This is a genomic window from Stenotrophomonas humi (assembly GCF_001431415.1).
Taxonomy (GTDB): domain Bacteria; phylum Pseudomonadota; class Gammaproteobacteria; order Xanthomonadales; family Xanthomonadaceae; genus Stenotrophomonas; species Stenotrophomonas humi.
In genome coordinates, this window is record NZ_LDJI01000016.1 from 30570 (window position 1) to 49399 (window position 18830).

Below are 18830 nucleotides of genomic sequence, written 5' to 3' on the forward strand. Positions count from 1 at the left end.
TGATATAGCCTTGCCCATCCACCCATCGAGCCGCGCATGAATGATTCGTTGAAGACCCTGCTGGTAATCGCGTTTCTGATCGTCATCGTCTGGAATCTGGGAGCCGGCCTTTACTACCTGATGATCGATCGCGGCCAGACCAAACGCACGGTCAATGCGCTGACACGGCGCATCGTGCTTTCAGTGGTGTTGATCCTGCTGGTGGCGGTGGGCATCTACAGTGGCTGGATCAAACCGCACGGCGTGGGTGGCTGAGCGCAGGGAACAGCGATTGGGAAGCGGGGAATGAGGCATTGATGCGATTGTTGAGCGAAGCTCGCAAGCGCTTCATTCCCCACTCCTCGACAGCCGTCCCCCGCTCTGCTCAGAGCACGTAGACGAACAGGAACAGCATCAGCCACACCACGTCGACGAAGTGCCAGTACCACGCGGCCGCTTCAAAGCCGAAATGGTTGTCGCGGGTGAAGTGCCCCTTGGCGGCACGCAGCCACATCACGGTCAGCATGATCGTGCCCAGCGCCACGTGTGCACCGTGGAAGCCGGTGAGCATGAAGAAGGTGGAGCCGTAGATGCCCGAGCCCAGGGTCAGGTTCAGCTCCTTGTAGGCGTGGATGTATTCCTCCGCCTGGAAGAACAGGAACACGCAGCCCAGCACTACCGTCGCACCCAACCAGATCAGCAGCTGCTTGCGGTTGCCGGCCTTGAGCGCGTGGTGGGCGATGGTCAGGGTCACGCCGGAGGTCAGCAGGATCAACGTGTTGAGCAGCGGCAGGCCCCAGGCCGGGATGGTCTGGAACGCACCACCGATATCGGCCGGGCCGTTGGTCGGCCACGCGGCCGAAAAGCCATCCCACAGATACTCATTGGTCAGCACGCCGTGGCCTTCACCACCAAGCCAAGGCAGGCCCATGTTGCGCGTGTAGAACAGCGCGCCGAAGAACGCGCCGAAGAACATCACCTCGGAGAAGATGAACCAGATCATCCCCATCCGGAATGAACCGTCCACCTGATGGTTGTAGCTGCCCGCCACCGATTCGCGGATGACATCGCCGAACCACATGAACAACGTGAGTATCAGCATCGCCAGGCCGATGAAGAACGTCCATCGCCCCCAGCTGGTGTCGTTGAGCCAGCTGGCCACCCCGACCATCAACACCAGCATGGCGATCGAGCCGACGAAGGGCCACTTGCTGTGGCTCGGCACGAAATAGACGTTGGCATCAGGCGTGTTATGGGCCATGGCTTGCTTCCGGGTCCGTGATCAGGGAGCTGCATGCGCAGCGGTGGCGGCAGATGCCGGCGCCAGCTGCTCGGTCAGCGCATCATTCTTGTAGAACGTGTAGGACAGGGTGATGGTCTTCACGTCGGCCGGCAGATCCGGATCAACGATGAAGCGCACCGGCATATCGCGCTGCTCACCAGCCTGCAGGGTCTGCGCGGTGAAACAGAAACACTCGGTCTTGTTGAAGTAACCCGAGGCACGTGCCGGCGCCACCGAGGGCACGGCACTGCCGACCAGCGCGCGGTCGCTTTCATTGCGCGCGAAGTACATCGCTTCGTTCAACTCGCCCGGCACCACATCCATCGTCAATTTTTCCGGATGGAATGCCCACGGCAACTTCGAATTGACGCCACCATCGAACTCAACCCGAACGGTGCGCTTGATGCTGTCCACATGCTGCGCACCGGCCTGGCTTGCGCCGCGCTCCAGGCGCACGCCGAACACCTTCTCGCAGGCGATGCGGTACAGCGGCACCAGGGAGAAGGTCAGCACGAACACGCCCAGCGCCACGCCGATCAGCCGGACCATGCCGGCATTGCGTGCGGGCGGCTTGGGCGCGGGCGTGGTCAATGTGCGAGCACTCCGGACAGGATGAAGCCCACATACACCGCCACAGCCACCAGCCCCACCACCAGCGCCGTGCGGCGCGAGCGGCGGCGGCGCAGTGCCATATCGTCAGGCTGCCATTGCTTGTCGCTCATGGACTGCAGCTCCTCAATGGGTGACATCGTCGTGGGCCAGATCACCCGGCTTGATCACCGGCGGCACGGTGAAGGTATGTGCCGGCGCCGGTGACGGAATGGTCCACTCCAGGCCCTTGGCGCCTTCCCATGCACGCGCTTCGGCGCGCTTGCCGCTACGCAGCGAGGCCAACAGGATCGCGGCCATCATGAACGGGGTGACGAACATGCCGAACGCGCCGATCGAGCTCACCAGGTTCCAGTCGGCGAACACCGGGTTGTAGTCTGGGATGCGGCGCGGCATGCCAGCCAGACCGAGGAAGTGCTGCGGGAAGAACAGCAGGTTGACGAACACCATCGTCCACCAGAAATGCACCTTGCCCCAGAACTCGTTGTACATGCGCCCGGTCCACTTCGGCCACCAGTAGTACACCGCCGCGATCAGCGCCAACACCGCACCGGTCACCAGCACGTAGTGGAAATGCGCCACCACGAAATAGGTGTCGTGATACTGGAAGTCGGCCGGCACGATGGCCAGCATCAAGCCGGAGAAGCCGCCGATGGTGAACAGGATCACGAACGAAATCGAGAACAGCATCGGCGTCTCGAAGGTGAGCGAGCCTTCCCACATCGTGCTGACCCAGTTGAACACCTTCACGCCGGTCGGGATCGAGATCAGCATCGTGGCGAACATGAAGTAGATCTCGCCACCCAACGGCATGCCCACCGTGAACATGTGGTGCGCCCATACGATGAACGACAGGAACGCGATGGCGGCGGTGGCGTACACCATCGCCTGGTAGCCGAACAACGGCTTGCGGCTGAAGGTGGGAAGAATTTCGCTGACCACGCCGAACGCCGGCAGGATCATGATGTAGACCTCCGGGTGCCCGAAGAACCAGAAGATGTGCTGGTACATCACCGGGTCACCGCCACCGGCGGCGTTGAAGAAGCTGGTACCGAAGAACTTGTCGGTCAACAGCATGGTGACCGCACCGGCCAGTACCGGCATCACCGCGATCAACAGGAACGCGGTGATCAGCCAGGTCCAGCAGAAAATCGGCATCTTCAACAGGTCGATGCCAGGCGCGCGCATGTTGAGCACGGTGGCGATGATGTTGATCGCGCCCATGATCGAACTGATACCGGCCACGTGGATGGCGAACACGCTGAAGGCCACGTTGTAGCCGCCCTGCAGCGACAGCGGCGGATACAGCGTCCAGCCACCGGCCGGCGCACCACCGGGCAGGAACAGCGTCATCAACAACAGCGTGAAGGCCACCGGCAACAACCAGAACGACCAGTTGTTCATGCGCGGCAGCGCCATGTCTGGCGCGCCGATCTGCAGCGGGATCATCCAATTGGCCAGGCCGACGAAGGCCGGCATCACGCCACCGAAGATCATCACCAGTGCATGCACGGTGGTCATCTGGTTGAAGAATTCCGGCTTGACGAACTGCAGGCCGGGCTGCGCAAGCTCCAGGCGGATCACCACGCTCATCGCCGCGCCGACGATGAACATCAGGAAGCTGAAAAGCAGGTACAGCGTGCCGATGTCTTTGTGGTTGGTGGAGAAGAACCAGCGCTCGAAGAAGCCTTGTTGATGGCCGTGGTGATCGTGGTGATCCACTGCGGAGTTCGCCATTGCAACTACACCTCGTTAATCCAGTTTCCAGGCATCGCGCCGGCCTGCGCCGGCACGCAGTGGGATCAGGCGCCGGTGCTCGCCTGCTCGGCAGGCGCGGCTTCCGGTTGCGGCGTTGCGGCGGCCGGAGCAGCCGGTGCCGCAGCAGGATCAGCAGCCGGTGCAGGCGCGGGTTTGCGCGAGGCCAGCCACGTCTTGAATTCTTCCTTGGACACGGCCTTGACCACGATCGGCATGAAGCCGTGATCCTTGCCGCACAACTCCGCGCACTGGCCGCGATAGATGCCTTCCTGCTCGATGTTGGTCCAGCGCTCGTTGATGAAGCCCGGCACGGCATCCTGCTTCCAGCCCAGCGCCGGCACCCACCAGGCGTGGATCACGTCATCGGAGGTGATGACGAAACGCACCTTGGTGTTGACCGGCAGCACCAGCGGGTTGTCCACATCCAGCAGGTAATGCGGATCGCTGGCCACGGTCGGCACCACGCCACTCTGGCGGACCTCGTCGGACTTGCGGTCCAGGCGGCTGGTGAAGGCGACGTTCTCACCCAGGTATTCGTACTTCCACATCCATTGGTAGCCGGTGACCTTCACCGTCATTTCCGAGTCGCGTGTGTCGTACATCGCGATCAGCTTGGCCGTCGCCGGCCACGCCATCACCACCAGGATGACGATCGGAATGACCGTCCAGATGACTTCGGCCTTGGTGTTGTGGCTGAACTTGGCCGCCACCGCCCCCTTGGACCGGCGGAACTTGAAGATGGCGTAGAACATGGCGCCGAACACCAGCACACCGATCACCACGCATACCCACAGCGCCACCATGTGCGCTTCCCACGCCATGCGCGCGGTATGGGTAACCCCCTTGCCCATGTTGAGCTGCCACGCCTTCGGGTCGGCTGACTGCGCCCACGCCGTCGGCGCCAACAGCGCCATGGCTGCCAGCATGAACCCGTACTGCAACTTCCCGCCCCACCCGCTGCTTTGCTTCATGCCTAGACCCTTGACGTCGTCGGTTTGCAGCCATTGCTGGCTGCGAGCAAGCTTTCAAGTGCCGCCGCAAGTTCCCGACGTTCGGCAGGTGCGAGGAAACTCCCCACTTCCACCTGCTTGCCGCTGGAAACCAGCAGGACCCGTTCCTCTCCGGCGACCAGCCGCACCCAATAAGGATGTGCCCGGAACACCGGTGAACTCCCGGCTGCGGGAATCACTTCCACGCAGTCCGGCCCTACCCGGATCTCTTCCCTGCGGTCGCCGCTGCGCCATGCCGCACGCAACGCACCACCCACCAGGAAGCAATGCACCAACGCGAAGACAGGGGCGAGAACGTTTCCGGACAACCAGGCCAAGCCTGCCGTGAACACCATCAACCCTGCCAACACTGCAAACAACAGGACGAACTGCCGGGCGGTGAGTGCCCGTGGGGGATGCAGTACCAGCTGCGCATGCGAGCCATCGGAAACTGACCGAAGCATCTGGATCATGTCGCAACCGCGTCCGTATCGCGGAAAACGACTCGATGGTAGCCGCGCCCAACCACACCGGCAAGCTTCCATTCATCGATGTGCAGGATGCTGCAGTGCACACAGAATCCGCACCTGCTTCGCACAACATCGGCAGCAAAATTGCCGGAATCGGCACAAAACATTCTGGCTCGATTTTTTTAGCCGAATCGCCCTGTACGAAAGGCTTTCCGCAATCAAAAAGGGCCGCTCAAGGGGCTGGGAAAAATATCGCCGAGGATTAAAATGGCCGAATTCCACAACCGTGGCCCAAGGCATGCACGCACCCTCATCCAACGCTGTCACCTCTCCTGCGGAAGCCCTGCTTTCGCCCGAACTGCCGCCGGCGCCGTCCGCGTTGCGCCAGGCCATCACCGATGCCTGGCTGAAGGACGAAACCGGTCATGTCCGCGAGCTGCTGGAACAGGCACGCCTGCCCGCCGCCGAGCAGGCGCAGGTGCAGACCACCGCCGCTGACCTGGTACGTCGCGTGCGCGCACGCGCCAAGAACCAGGGCGCGATCGAAGCCTTCATGCGCCAGTACGACCTCGGCAGCGAGGAAGGGGTGCTGCTGATGTGCGTGGCCGAAGCGCTGCTGCGCATTCCGGACCAGGAAACCGCTGACAAGCTGATCCGCGACAAGCTCGGTGAAGCCGATTGGAAGAAGCACATGGGTCAGTCCGACTCGGTGCTGGTCAACGCATCGACCTGGGGCCTGATGCTGACCGGCCATCTGGTCGATCTGGCCGATGGCACCAAGCGCGACGTGCACGGTGCATTCAAGCGCCTGATCGGTCGCGTCGGCGAGCCGGTGATTCGTCTGGCCGTGCGCCAGGCGATGAAGATCATGGGCCACCAGTTCGTCATGGGTCGCACCATCGATGAAGCGCTGTCGCGTTCGCACAAGGGCGACAACAGCAACTACCGCTATTCCTTCGACATGCTTGGCGAAGGCGCGCTGACGATGAAGGATGCGCTGCGTTACCTGGAAGATTACCGCCGCGCGATCCACGCCATCGGCGGTGACAACATCGCCCGCGGCGGCAAGGCCGATGGCGATGTCACCACCTCGCACGGCATCTCGATCAAGCTGTCGGCACTGTACCCGCGCTATGAACACGCCAAGCGCGAACGCGTGCTGCGCGACCTGGTTCCCGGGGTGCTGGAGCTGGCACAGCTGGCCAAGTCCTACGGCATCGGCTGCACGGTGGATGCCGAGGAAACTGACCGCCTGGAGTTGTCGCTGGACATCATCGAACGCGTGGTCAGCGATCCCTCGCTCAAGGGCTGGGAAGGCTTCGGCATCGTGGTGCAGTCGTACCAGAAGCGCACCCCGTACACGATTGATTACCTCGCCGACCTGGCCCGCCGCATCGGCCACAAGCTGCAGGTGCGCCTGGTCAAGGGCGCGTACTGGGATGCGGAGATCAAGCGCGCGCAGGTCGAAGGCCTGGCCGGCTACCCGGTGTTCACCCGCAAGCAGAACACCGACGTGTCCTATATCGCCTGCGCAAAACGCCTGTTCGGCCATGCCGACGCCATCTACCCGATGTTCGCCACGCACAACGCGGCCACCATCGCCACGATCAAGCAGATCGCCAAGGGCGGCGTGTACGAGCACCAGAAGCTGCACGGCATGGGTGATGACCTGTACGCCGAAGTGATTCCGGCCGACCGCCTCAACGTGCCGTGCCGCGTCTATGCACCGGTCGGCTCGCACGAAGACCTGCTGCCGTACCTGGTGCGTCGCCTGCTGGAGAACGGCGCCAATTCCAGCTTCGTCAACCGCATCACCGACGAAGACGTGTCCATCGATGACCTGATCCGCGACCCGGTTGAAGCGGTGTCCTCGTTCGCGTCCATCCCGCACCCCAAGATCCCGCTGCCGGTTGACCTGCTGCGCAGCCAGAACCACGACAGGAACAATTCCATGGGCATCAACCTCGCCAACGACAACGACCTGCGCGCCCTCGCCGAGCAGCTCAACGCCGCGATCAAGCCGTGGCAGGCCGCACCGCTGGTACCGGGTGCCAACATCAGCGGCGCCTCGCTGCCGGTCACCAATCCGGCCGACAGCCGCGACGTGGTTGGCCACTGGCAGGCTGCCGACAGCGCCACCGTGCAGAAAGCGCTGGCCAATGCCGTCGCCGCACAGCCGGCATGGAGCCGCACCCCGGCCGCCAGCCGCGCCGCCATCCTCGAGCACGCCGCCGACCAGTTGGAAGCCCGCATCGCGGAGTTCATGGCGCTGTGCGTCAAAGAGGCCGGCAAGAGCTTGCCCGATGGCGTCGCCGAAGTGCGCGAAGCGGTGGACTTCCTGCGTTACTACGCCAAGCAGGCCCGCGAACAGTTCGGCACCGCCGAGAAGCTGCCCAGCCCGACCGGCGAGAGCAACGAACTGCAGCTGCACGGCCGTGGCGTGTTCGTCTGCATCAGCCCGTGGAACTTCCCGCTGGCGATCTTCCTGGGCCAGATCAGCGCCGCACTGGCCGCTGGCAACAGCGTCATCGCCAAGCCCGCCGAGCAGACCAACCTGATCGGCTACTACGCCGTGAAACTGCTGCTTGATGCCGGCGTACCAGAAGGTGTGCTGCAGTTCCTGCCGGGTGATGGCGCCACCGTCGGTGCCGCCCTGACCGCCGACCCGCGCGTGGCCGGCGTGGCCTTCACCGGCTCCACCGACACCGCCCGTGCGATCAACCGCGCGATGGCCGCACGCGATGCTGCCATCGGTGTGTTGATCGCCGAGACCGGCGGCCAGAACGCCTTCATCGCCGACTCCTCGGCGCTGCCGGAACAGCTGGTCAAAGACGCGATTGGTTCGGCCTTCACCTCGGCGGGCCAGCGCTGCTCGGCTGCACGCGTGCTGTTCGTGCAGGACGACATCGCCGACAAGGTGATGGGCATGCTGGCCGGCGCCATGGCCGAACTGAAGATCGGCAACCCGGGTGAACTGTCCACCGACGTCGGCCCGGTCATTGACGCTGACGCATTGCAGATCCTCAATGACCATGCCGCGCGCATGGATGTCGAAGCCCGCCTGATCGCCGTCGCTCCGCTGTCGGCCGACGCCGCGCACGGCACCTTCTTCGCCCCGCGCGCCTATGAGCTGAAGGATCTGGGCCAGCTGCACAAGGAGATCTTCGGGCCGGTGCTGCACGTGATCCGCTGGAAGGCCGATCAGCTGGATGCGGTGATCGACCAGATCAACGCCACCGGCTACGGCCTGACCCTGGGCCTGCATTCGCGCATCGACGAAACCGTCGAGCGCATTGCCAACGGCGTCAACGTCGGCAACGTCTACGTCAACCGCAACCAGATTGGTGCAGTGGTCGGCGTGCAGCCGTTCGGCGGCCAGGGCCTGTCCGGTACCGGCCCCAAGGCTGGCGGCCCGCACTACCTGCTGCGCTTTGCCACCGAGAAGACGGTGACGGTGAACACCACCGCCGCCGGTGGCAACGCCTCGCTGCTGACGCTGGGCGATTGATCGCCCCTCGTTGACGCAGCAACAGAAAACCCCGCGAAAGCGGGGTTTTTTATGAAAAAGGAAACACCGGTATCGCGGCCTTTTTCAAGGCAACAGCAGAACCACAGAAGCACCGCAGCAAGGCTGTGTCATACAACGCGCGCGCAATCCGGCATCATTTGCTACTTGATTCTCGCCGCATCCGCAGCGCGGTGCTTCCCCGCTCACTCACAGAGATCTCCCCGCAATGCGCAACAAGGTACGTCTTTCGGCAATCGCCATGGCAGGCATGGTGGCGATCATGGCAACCGCCTGTGACAAGCTCTCCGCTCCTTCCCCGTCCACGGAGCAGCCGTCGGAAGCCAACGACGACTGGCGCCAGGGCACCCGTCCGTCCAACATCGACGGGACCGTATTCTTCGCGTCCAGGCGCATACATACCCAGAACGTCGTCTTCGATCTCATCACCGAATGCCGGGGAGACAATTGGAGCTTCCGGGTCGAAGCCTATGACAACGTCGGCAATGGCACGCCGTTTGCAACCAAAATCCAGAGCAACACCCTCTTCGGACTCAACCAGGTAGAAAACCTCCCCGTCGGACGCATCAAGATGCAGGGCATACCCGTTGCCGCCCTGGGCCGCCACTTCGCTGCCACCTCGCATCTCAACGTGATCACGCTGGACACCAACAGCCTCGCTTTGGCCTACGCACAAGCCAACGATGGCATGCGCTCCTTCTACGGCCGGCGCTGGAATCCGGCAGCGGTCATGAAGGAATCGCTGCCACTCACGGTAGAGGTGAACACCGCCGCCGGCACCGATGAGCTCACCTTCGACCGCACCCCGGCGATCCTCGGCGTCCTGGATCACTGCGGCGGCAACCGCCCGTTGTTCACCGAGAATGGCAGTGCTGCTCCATCGGCGGAAACAGCAACTGCACCGCCGCCGGCCAGCGCCTCGTCGTTGCCACCTGCGACAGTGGACGGCAATTACGCCGTGAGCTTTGGTGCCTACGCCTCGCGTGCCGACGCCGATGCCGTGATCGCGGCGGTGGAAGGCTTCAAGCTGCCAGGCTTCGTCCAGCAGGGCACCATCAATGGTCGGCAGGCCTGGCGCGTGCGGATCGGTCCCTATGCAACACGCGCTCACGCCGCACAGGCACTCGATGCGGCAAAACGCATCCGCGATGACGTGAAGCTGGAAATCGTGACGCTGAAAGCGAGTACAGATGCTGCCCCAACGTCGACGGAAACGCCATCCGCTGTCCCGGAAGCATCCACTGCCACGCAGGTCCCGCCGCCGGCGGATTCACCGGCCAGGATTCTGAGCGCGCCACCGCCACGCTACCCGCCCAACGCATTCCGCAATGGCATTACCGGCACGGTCAAGGTCGCCATCGATATCGACAACACCGGACGGGTAACCAACGTCGACATCCAGCAATCCAGCGGCAACAAGGATCTGGATACCGCCGCCCTGGAGGCCGCGCGCAGATGGCGCTTCAGCCCCACCATTGAGAACGGCGCCGCGGTGGCATCCAGAGTGGCAATGCCTATCAACTTCGCGCTGGACTGAAGCGTCCAACAAAAAGCCCCGCAATAGCGGGGCTTTTTGCTGTAACGGATGTGGTGTTCGATCAGAACTTGTAGTTGATCGAAGCGGCGAGGATGTCGCCACCCACGTCGTACTTGCCCTTCAGGGTGCTGTTGGTGGCCGAGGTGATGTTGATCGACGGCTCGTCGGTGAACAGGTGGGTGTAGCCGAAGTTGAATTCGGTCTTCTCCGACGGGGTCCAGCCCAGGCCCAGCGACAGCCACTTGCGGGTCACGTCCGGCACGCGCACGTCACGGTGCTCGTTGGTGGTCGGGCTCTGGTCATACGCCACGCCACCGCGCAGGGTGATGGTTTCCGACAGCTTGTACTCGGCACCCAGCGACGCAAAGGTGGTGTCCTTGTAGCCGAACTCCAGCGCGTTGTCGGGCTGGTTCGATGCGAAGTCCACGGTCACCTTGTCGAACGCCGGAGCCCATGCGGTACGGGTCACGTCGCCCATTACGGTCCAGCGATCGTTGACGCGGTGGGTGACGCTCAGGGTGGCCGAAGCCGGCAGGGTCACGGTCGCCTTGCCGCTGGTGTTGATGAAGATGCCGGCCGCCTGGGTGTTCAGTGCCGCGGCAACGTTGCCCGGAACAGTGAACTTGGCCTTGCCGCCGGTGATCTTGTGCTCGACCTTGGAGCGGTAGCTCAACGCGATGTTGGTATCTTCGCTCGGGCTGAAGGTACCGCCCAGCACGTAGCCCACGGCGTTGTTGTCGCCCTCGACCGAGGCGAAGCCATCGGCGCTGCCCGGGAAGAAACCGGCCTGCGCTGCGGCAGCACCGGCCTGCTTGGCGGCGGCAGCGGCCTGCGCCGGGGTACCACCACCAGCCAGCACCGCACCGGCAGCCTTCTGCTGCGCACCGGCATTGGTGACGGCGCCGAAGTCAACGGCGTTGGTCAGTTCGATGGTCAGGTGCTCGACGAACACGCTGGCACCGAAAGACACGTACGGGTTCACGTCGTAAGAGAACGCAGCGCCCAGGTCGACGGCCTTCAGATCCGTGGTCACGCCATGGTAGCGGCCCACCCAGTCGCGGTCGTAATCGGTCTTGAAGCCGAACGGAGCGGTCAACGACAGACCGAAGTGCATGTTGTCGTTTTCGCCGAACGGCACGTGGAAGTAAGCAGCCGGAACCGGGGCAATCATGCCGGCGTCACCGCCGTTGCCGCCGGTCACGGGAGCGCCGGTGGCGAGCTTGGCGTCGTCCTTCTTGAAGTCCGCCGAGAAGCTGATCGCGCTCAGGTCGGCCTGGAACTGGCGACCACTGAGCAGGCGCATCGAGGCCGGATTGGTGGCGACCACCGAAGCGTCGTCCCATGCACTGGTCGAACCGGCGAACGCGCGGCCCAGGCCCTTGGCACTGTTTTCTTTCAGCTGGAAAGCCGCGCCCTGGGCATGGCCAAAGGTCAACGCGCCGGCAATGCCGACAGCCAGGGCGGTAACGCGTGCAAATGAGGAAGCGGTCATGTTGGAAACTCTCTCCGTAAGACGTAAGACGATAATGTTCGTTTTTGCGCCTGCACCGCCAAGCTGCCGAAGCCGCTGGAAGTGCGCCGGAGTCCCCTCCCGACATACGACGCCGTATGCAGTATTACCCAGCAACCTTAACTAAACAATAACGGCCCCAAAAAAAGCCGAACCCCACCATTGACGGGCGTCGGGTTAGGCTTTGCGTACATGTTCGTCTCCACTCCCTCCCGTAAGAAGCCAGGCCTGCGCTGGGCCGTGCCACTCCTGTTCGTGGCCATCTGGCTCGCTTTCCTGTGGTCAATCTCACGACCGGATGAGGCACGGCGATCGCTTTGGCTGGACTGGGGCGCGTTGTCCACCGGCCTGGGAAACCCGCAGGACTGGTGGGCCGCCCTGCGTGACGGCAGCGTGCTGCGGCTGTTCACCGCCCTGTTCCTGCATGCCGACTGGCTGCACCTGCTCGGCAACCTGGTGTTCCTGCTGATCTTCGGGCCACCGGCCGAACGCATGCTGGGGCCGTGGCGGTTGCTGCTGCTGTTCCTGCTGGGTGGCGCCGCCGCCAATCTCGCCGCCCTGTATGTGATGGGGACACCGGAACGGACCATCATTGGTGCCAGTGGCGCGGTCTCCGCGCTGATGGGCACCTACCTGGCGCTGTTCCCCGGCGCGCGCCTGGGCCTGGTGCTGCCGCTGGGGCTGTTCCTCGAATTCGTCCGCGCCCCGGCCTTCCTGCTGATCGGCGCATGGGCGGCATTGCAGGTGGTGTTCGCCTACATCGGCCCCAGCTTCGGCATGGTGGCCTGGTCGGCGCATGTGGCCGGCTTCCTGTTCGGCATCGTTTACGGGCTGTACGTGCGTGCGGCCATCGCGAGGCGGTTGCGCAAGAGCCACGGGTTCTAGCGGCGCGGATGCCGTCCCAGCGAAAGGTAGCCACGCATCTTCGCCATGCTCGCCCAACCGCGTTGATTGAGTTGATTGAAATGAAACGGCCCTGCAATGCAGGGCCGTTGAGTGTCACTTTCCGTCGTCAACCGGCGGCTTGGGCGAATCGGCTTTCGCCGGGGCCGGGCTCGGCTCAGGCGTGATGGGCCCGGGCTTGGCGGCGGCTGGTGCCGCAGCTTCCGGTTTGGCCGGCTCCGTCCTGGCGGCGGCAGAGTGCGCCGTTGCAGCGGCGGCGGGCGCAGCAGCAGTGGCCGGCTTGGCCTTGGCCACGCTCGCGACCGAACCGGGCTGCTTGAGCTCACGCAATGCCGACTGCACCGGACCTTCGCCCGACAGCACCACACCGGCCTTGCTCGCCGTTGCCTCGTCGTCACCACGCAGGTGACCTGGCAGACTGGCTTCGCTGTAATCGACCAGGCTGGCCGGCACGTCCTTGTTCACGTCACTGGGCTCCGGAGCCAGTTCCACATCGGGCAGGATGCCAGTGGCCTGGATCGAACGTCCGCTCGGCGTGTAGTAACGCGCGGTAGTGAGCTTGACCGAATCACCATTGTCCAGCGGCAGCACCGTCTGCACCGAGCCCTTGCCGAAGGTGCGGCTGCCGATCACGCGGGCACGCTGGTTGTCACGCAATGCGCCGGCCAGGACCTCCGATGCACTGGCCGAACCGGCATCCACCAACACCATCACCGGTGCGCCCTTCATCAGATCACCCGGGGTGGCATCGAACTTCGCATCGCTGATGGAAATGCGCCCGCGCGTGCTGACGATGCCGCCCTTGTCGAGCAGGTCGTCGGCCACCTGTACCGCTGCGGTCAACAGACCACCGGGGTTGCTGCGCAGGTCGAGCACCAGCCCCTTCAACCTGCCGCCGGACTGCGCCTGCAGCTGGTTGAGGTGCTTCTGGAAATCGGCGGCGGTATCGGCCTGGAAGGTACTGATGCGCACGTAGGCATATCCGGGTTCAAGCATCTTGCTGCGCACGCTGGTGACGCGGATGGTCTCGCGTACCACCGTGACGTCGAACGGCTTGCCATCCCCACGTTCGATGGTCAGCACAACCTTGCTGCCAGCCACGCCTCGCAGCGGTTCCATCGCCTCGATCGCGCTGATCGGTTTGCCATCGATGGCCACGATCAGGTCACCGGCGCGAATGCCGGCACGCGCGGCCGGGGTATCGTCGATGGGCGACACCACCTTGAGCACGTTGTCCTGCTGCAGCAGTTCCACACCAATGCCTTCGTAGGCACCGGTGGCCTGCTCGTCAAAGGCCTGGGCGTCTTCCTTGTCGAAGTACGTGCTGTGCGGGTCCAGCTCCAGCAGCAACCCTCGCACCGCCGACTGCATCAACTGCTTGTCATCGACCGGGTCCACGTAGGCCGCGCGTACCGCGTTGTAGACCGCGACGAAGCGGCGGATTTCATCCAACGGCACACGGGAGGTCACCGATTCCTTGGCATCGGGATCATCTGCCGTGGGCACCTTGTCCGACGCGCTCTGCGCCAGCGTCATCGCGGGGGACAGGGCCAATAGCAGGGCAGCAGCAAGACGGGCTACACGCATGAACCACTCCATGAGAAAACGAATGCACGCCAAGCGCGCTGGCCCCGATTATGCGCGAAGCCCGGCTAAATTCCCGTTGAACCAGGGGCCGGCCAACGCCTCCAGGCAGCCCCGGTAAACCGACGTCGTTGTTTCGTTCACTCTACGTTGCGTACCCGCGCCCGGACCGAGGAGGCGGAGCTGCGGCAGTTACTGCCGCTGCAACCAGGTTGTCGGGTCCACCGGTTGGCCGCCACGACGCAGCTCGAAGTACAGCGCCGTCACGCCCTGTCCACCGGAATTGCCCACCTTGGCCACCGCCTCACCACGGCGCACGCGGGCACCGGCGTCACGCAGCAACGCATCGTTGTGCGCGTACAGGCTCATGTAGCCGTTGCCGTGATCGACGATCAGGATCATGCCGTAGCCGGTCATCCAGTCGGAGAACACCACCGTTCCATCGGCCACGGCTGTCACCGTGCTCCCGGCCGGCGCACCGATCAACACACCGGCACTGCTGCGCCCATCCGGCAGACGGCCGCCGTAACGCGCCAGCAAATTGCCCGACAGCGGCCACCCCAATCCGCCCACCCGTGGTGCGGGTGCGTTGGCCACGACCTGTGGCGGCGTTTTCCCCGCAGTGCCGCGCGCCGGGCTGCGCCCTGCCGTGGCATTGCCGTTGGCGGCTTTCTGCCGGGCCTGTTCCGCTGCCGCACGGCGTGCCGCGGCACGGCGCTCTGCCTCCGCACGGGCCGCAGCCGCGCGCAGGTTGGCCAGCAAACGCTCAAGCGAATGTGCGTCCTTGCCCAGCGCTTTCTCGCGCTCACTGCGGTCCTGGTAACGCTGGTCCAGTTCACTCAACAACGAAGCACGCTGGCGGCGATCCTGGGTAAGTGCAGCGGCCTGCTGACGCTGCTGCTCGCGCGTCTGTTCCAGCTCCCTGCTGCGGGCAACGATCTGCTGCTCGGTGCTGTTGAGCGCCTGCAGGTCGGCCGTCAACGCGGTGATGGCCTGGGCGCGCTCGCGCTGCATGTAGCGGTGATAGGCCAACTGGCGATTGGCATCAGCAACCCGGTCCTGCGACAGCAGCAGTTTCAGCGGTGCATGATTGCCCAGCTGATAGGCGCCCCGCAGCAACCCGGCCAACTGCTGGCGCTGGCGGGACAGCCCGCTTTCCAGTTCAACCTTGCGCTGCTGCAGTTCCACCAGCGCCTGCTGCTCGCGACGCACCGCCGCTTCGGATTCGGCCACCGCGCGACCGCTGCGTGCGACCTTCTGGTCGGCGTCACGCAACTGCTGCTGGGCATTTCCCCGCTGCGCTTCCAGTTGCCGTCGCTCCTGGGAGACGCCCTTCAACTCGCCGCGCAGCTGCTGCAGCTTTTTCTCGGCATCACGTGGATTGTTCTGCGCCAGCAAAGGGCCCGCCACCAGCGCCAACACCAGCAGGCAGCCCGCGCTCCAACGCGGCAGGGCCTGGAGCCGGTCTTGGCGGTGGTGGTGGCAAGTCTGGCGCAATGGCTTTCCAGTGACTTAAGGCAGGTGCGGATTGTAACCAAGCGTGGTGCCATCGGTGCCTGTCCCCCGGAATGCCCACCCAAGGAGATTCCCATGAAACGATTCCTCCTGTTGCTGACCCTGGCCGTCGCTGCACCGCAGGCGATGGCCGACGATGACATCAGCAAGGTCAATGGCAGCATCCAGACCACGGCCGGCGCCAGCTACCGCGATCTGGAAACCGTCAACGGCAGCATCCAACTGGCAAGCGGCGTGAATGCGCGCAGCGTCAGTACGGTCAACGGCAGCATCCGCACCGACGAAAACGTCACCGCGCGCAACATCGAAACCGTGAATGGCGGCATCCGCGCCGGCCGCAACCTGGTGCTGTCCAGCGGCCTGGAAACGGTGAACGGCAGCATCTTCGTCGACCGTGGCAGCCGCATCAGCGGTGACGTGACCACCGTGAACGGTGGTATCGGCCTGGTCGCCACGCAGCTCGATGGCGATATCGAAACCGTGAATGGCGACATCACCGTCGGCGTCGATTCGGTGGTCAGGGGCGGCATCAAAGTGGAGCGCCCGTCGTTCGGCATTTCATTCAAGGCGCCGCGCAAGCCGCGCATCATCATCGGCCCCAATGCGGTGGTGGAAGGCGCGCTGCAGTTCGAGCGTGACGTTGTGCTGTACGTGCATGACAGCGCCCGCATCGGTCCGGTCACCGGCGCCACGGTGCAGCACTTCAGCAGCGAAACCGCGCCCGCCAACTGAGTCTCGCCCCCCGCTTCGGCCTAGAATCGGGGTTCGACTGCATTTCCGGAGTTTCCATGCCACGCAAACTGTTGTTGTGCCTTGCCGCCAGTGCGGCCCTGGTCGCCTGCAAACGCGACGCCGAGGCGCCCACCGCCGCTCCCGTGCCCGCCCCGGCACCGGCCCATGCCTTCGCCAGCGCGATCAATGCCGCCGACTTCGGCGAACTGGTCAAGAACCTGGCCTCGGATGAATTTGAAGGCCGCGCGCCGGGCAGCAAGGGCGAGGAACTCACGGTCAACTACATCCGCGACCAGATGCAGCGCATCGGTCTGCAGCCCGGCAACGGCGACAGCTGGTTCCAGGACGTGCCGATGACCGAAACCACGGCCGATCCGAACACCGTGCTGAAGATCCAGCGCGGCGACGCCAGCCAGGAACTGAAGTTCGGTACCGACATGGTCATCGGTACGCGCAGTGGCCAACCGGAAATCAAGATCGACGCCAGCGATCTGGTATTCGTCGGCTACGGCGTTGATGCCCCCGAGCAGAACTGGAACGACTACGCCGGCCAGGACTGGAAAGGCAAGACCGTTGTCATGTTCGTCAACGACCCGGGCTTCCATGTCGACGATGCCAAGCTGTTCGACGGCAAGCGCATGACCTACTACGGCCGCTGGACCTATAAGTTCGAGGAAGCCGCACGCAAGGGCGCAGCCGCCGCACTCATCGTCCACGACACCGCCGGCGCTTCCTACGGCTGGGACGTGGTGAAGAATTCCTGGGGTGGCGCGCAGTACGACCTGCCGGCAGCCGAAGACAAAGAGCCGCGCCTGCAGGCCCAGGGCTGGCTCAGCGCCGAAGCCGCCGGCAAGCTGTTCGCAGATGCCGGGCTCAACCTGGACAAGGCTTACCGTGACGCCAACAAGCGTGGCTTCAAGCCGGTACCGTTGCAGGCCAAGCTTTCGCTCGACCTGAAGAGCACCATTGCCGAGAAGAAGTCACGCAACGTGGTCGGCGTACTGCCGGGCACCAAGCGCGCCGACGAAGCCGTTGTCTACATGGCCCACTGGGATCATCTGGGCAAGCATGAAGGTGAAGAAGGCGACAACATCTACAACGGTGCGGTGGACAACGCTACCGGCGTGGCCGGCATTCTTGAAGTTGCCGATGCGATGGCGCACCAGCCGACTCCGCCGGAGCGCTCGGTGGTGTTCCTGGCCGTCACGCTGGAAGAGTCGGGCCTGCTCGGTTCGCAGTACTACGTGAACCACCCGACCTTCCCGCTCAACAAGATTGCCGGCGTCATCAACATCGATGCGATGTCGGTCAATGGCCGCGCCCGTGATATGACCGTCACCGGTTTCGGCAGCTCGGAGCTGGAAGACATCCTCAAACCGCTGGCTGCCAAGCAGAATCGCACTCTGCACGCCGAAAGCTCGGTGCAGAGCGGCTTCTACTTCCGCTCCGATCACTTCAACTTCGCCAAGGCTGGCGTCCCGGCGCTGTATGCCGACGGCGGCGAAGACCTGCTCGACGGCGGCATCGAAGCCGGTAAACGTGCGGCCGAAGCCTACGGCAAGGACCGTTACCACGGCCCGAAGGACGAGTACGACCCGGCCACCTGGAAGCTGGACGGCACGGTCGAAGATCTCGAACTGCTGTACGGCGTCGGCAGCCAGCTGGCCGCAGGCTCCACCTGGCCTAACTGGTACGAAGGCAACCCATTCAAGGCCAATCGCGACACGATGATGAAAGATCAGGCCACCACACCGGCCAAGTAAGTCACATCAAACAGCACGAGAACGGCGCCCATTGGGCGCCGTTTTTTTATGCCGCCATACTCGGGATTCATTGACACCCCTGCGCAGGTTCACACGCATGCTCCACCATGTTTCCCTTCCGGTTCGGGATCTGGCCCACAGTGGCGCCTTCTACGATGCCGCACTCGGTGCGTTGGGATACCGCCGTGTATTCGAGGACGATGACGCCATTGGCTATGGGGTGGAAGATGACAAAGACCTGCTTTGCCTGAAGTTGAATTCGGATGCCCACGCAGCAAGTCCCGGCTTCCATCTCGCGTTCAGCGCCCCCGATCGAGCAGCGGTGGATCGCTTCCACAGCAACGCACTCCGGGTAGGTGGTCACGACAATGGCGCCGCCGGTTTGCGCCCGGACTATGGCCAGCGCTACTACGCAGCCTTCCTCATCGATCCCGACGGTCATCGCATCGAAGCGGTCATCAACCGCTGAAAGTCCTCTGTGTCATAGGGACCATCAAGCAGGTCGGAGAATCGCCGCCAACGGCAAGACCCAAACCCTGTTCATCGCTTCCGTATTGCCTCTCTCGCCCCAGCAGCACACGCCGATCGAGAGCCTCCCCCTCCCGGTAGGAGAAAGCCAGTTTCCAAAGAGCGTTTCGCCGCCCCTCCAACGCCGCTGCGCCGGCGTAACGGC

17 protein-coding genes are annotated in these 18830 nt (G+C 63.9%); 8 read left to right on the top strand and 9 right to left on the bottom strand.

From position 1 onward, the window contains the following. Positions 1 to 36: 36 nt before the first annotated feature. The gene (locus tag ABB26_RS09040; protein WP_057633352.1) at positions 37 to 255 is read left to right on the top strand and encodes a twin transmembrane helix small protein; all 219 of its coding nucleotides are present in this window, start codon (positions 37 to 39) and stop codon (positions 253 to 255) included. A 109-nt stretch (positions 256 to 364) separates the two neighbouring features. Here ABB26_RS09040 and ABB26_RS09045 read toward each other — a convergent pair whose 3' ends face one another. From ABB26_RS09045 to ABB26_RS09065, 6 genes are all read right to left on the bottom strand, one after another. Next, a complete protein-coding gene (locus ABB26_RS09045) occupies positions 365 to 1240 on the bottom strand; it encodes a cytochrome c oxidase subunit 3 (protein WP_057633353.1) in 876 nt (291 codons plus the stop codon). A gap of 21 nt (positions 1241 to 1261) precedes the next feature. Beyond that, positions 1262 to 1810: a cytochrome c oxidase assembly protein gene (locus tag ABB26_RS09050; RefSeq protein WP_057633370.1), complete on the bottom strand. Its 549-nt coding sequence runs from the start codon at positions 1808 to 1810 to the stop codon at positions 1262 to 1264. A 38-nt stretch (positions 1811 to 1848) separates the two neighbouring features. Then, the gene (locus tag ABB26_RS19545) at positions 1849 to 1983 is read right to left on the bottom strand and encodes a hypothetical protein (RefSeq protein ID WP_275452816.1); all 135 of its coding nucleotides are present in this window, start codon (positions 1981 to 1983) and stop codon (positions 1849 to 1851) included. A gap of 13 nt (positions 1984 to 1996) precedes the next feature. Then, the gene (ctaD, locus tag ABB26_RS09055) at positions 1997 to 3607 is read right to left on the bottom strand and encodes a cytochrome c oxidase subunit I (protein WP_057633354.1); all 1611 of its coding nucleotides are present in this window, start codon (positions 3605 to 3607) and stop codon (positions 1997 to 1999) included. A 65-nt stretch (positions 3608 to 3672) separates the two neighbouring features. Next, complete coding sequence (gene coxB / locus ABB26_RS09060) at positions 3673 to 4599, bottom strand: cytochrome c oxidase subunit II (protein WP_057633355.1); 927 nt, start codon at positions 4597 to 4599, stop codon at positions 3673 to 3675. A 2-nt stretch (positions 4600 to 4601) separates the two neighbouring features. Continuing rightward, complete coding sequence (locus tag ABB26_RS09065) at positions 4602 to 5090, bottom strand: DUF2244 domain-containing protein (protein WP_057633356.1); 489 nt, start codon at positions 5088 to 5090, stop codon at positions 4602 to 4604. Between the two features lie 35 nt (positions 5091 to 5125). On the opposite strand from ABB26_RS09065, the gene ABB26_RS18955 reads away from it, so the two are divergent. From ABB26_RS18955 to ABB26_RS19165, 3 genes are all read left to right on the top strand, one after another. Beyond that, on the top strand, positions 5126 to 5353 hold the full coding sequence (locus tag ABB26_RS18955) for a hypothetical protein (RefSeq protein WP_152982611.1): 228 nt from the start codon (positions 5126 to 5128) through the stop codon (positions 5351 to 5353). 32 nt (positions 5354 to 5385) lie between these two features. Next, a complete protein-coding gene (gene putA / locus ABB26_RS09070) occupies positions 5386 to 8595 on the top strand; it encodes a bifunctional proline dehydrogenase/L-glutamate gamma-semialdehyde dehydrogenase PutA (RefSeq protein WP_057633357.1) in 3210 nt (1069 codons plus the stop codon). Between the two features lie 226 nt (positions 8596 to 8821). Further along, complete coding sequence (locus ABB26_RS19165) at positions 8822 to 10150, top strand: energy transducer TonB (RefSeq protein WP_057633358.1); 1329 nt, start codon at positions 8822 to 8824, stop codon at positions 10148 to 10150. 61 nt (positions 10151 to 10211) lie between these two features. Here the strand turns inward: ABB26_RS19165 and ABB26_RS09080 are convergent, their stop codons facing one another. Next, positions 10212 to 11642, bottom strand: coding sequence for an outer membrane protein transport protein (locus ABB26_RS09080; protein WP_057633359.1), 1431 nt, complete (start codon positions 11640 to 11642; stop codon positions 10212 to 10214). Positions 11643 to 11852: 210 nt separating this feature from the next. Between ABB26_RS09080 and ABB26_RS09085 the strand changes: the two genes are divergently transcribed. Continuing rightward, positions 11853 to 12545 carry a rhomboid family intramembrane serine protease gene (locus ABB26_RS09085; protein WP_057633360.1) on the top strand — a complete coding sequence of 231 codons (693 nt, stop codon included), beginning with the start codon at positions 11853 to 11855 and terminating at the stop codon, positions 12543 to 12545. Between the two features lie 114 nt (positions 12546 to 12659). Here the strand turns inward: ABB26_RS09085 and ABB26_RS09090 are convergent, their stop codons facing one another. Together ABB26_RS09090 and ABB26_RS09095 are read right to left on the bottom strand one after the other, a co-directional pair. Beyond that, positions 12660 to 14150, bottom strand: coding sequence for a S41 family peptidase (locus ABB26_RS09090; RefSeq protein WP_057633371.1), 1491 nt, complete (start codon positions 14148 to 14150; stop codon positions 12660 to 12662). A gap of 189 nt (positions 14151 to 14339) precedes the next feature. Next, positions 14340 to 15644, bottom strand: a complete 1305-nt coding sequence (locus ABB26_RS09095; protein ID WP_057633361.1) for a murein hydrolase activator EnvC family protein — start codon at positions 15642 to 15644, stop codon at positions 14340 to 14342. A 93-nt stretch (positions 15645 to 15737) separates the two neighbouring features. Between ABB26_RS09095 and ABB26_RS09100 the strand changes: the two genes are divergently transcribed. The 3 genes from ABB26_RS09100 to ABB26_RS09110 all read left to right on the top strand — a co-directional run bounded on the left by ABB26_RS09100 (position 15738) and on the right by ABB26_RS09110 (position 18626). Then, positions 15738 to 16394 carry a DUF4097 family beta strand repeat-containing protein gene (locus ABB26_RS09100; protein ID WP_057633362.1) on the top strand — a complete coding sequence of 219 codons (657 nt, stop codon included), beginning with the start codon at positions 15738 to 15740 and terminating at the stop codon, positions 16392 to 16394. Between the two features lie 56 nt (positions 16395 to 16450). After that, positions 16451 to 18157, top strand: a complete 1707-nt coding sequence (locus ABB26_RS09105; protein WP_057633363.1) for a M28 family metallopeptidase — start codon at positions 16451 to 16453, stop codon at positions 18155 to 18157. A 97-nt stretch (positions 18158 to 18254) separates the two neighbouring features. Beyond that, positions 18255 to 18626, top strand: a complete 372-nt coding sequence (locus tag ABB26_RS09110; RefSeq protein ID WP_057633364.1) for a VOC family protein — start codon at positions 18255 to 18257, stop codon at positions 18624 to 18626. The last annotated feature ends 204 nt before the right edge of the window (positions 18627 to 18830 follow it).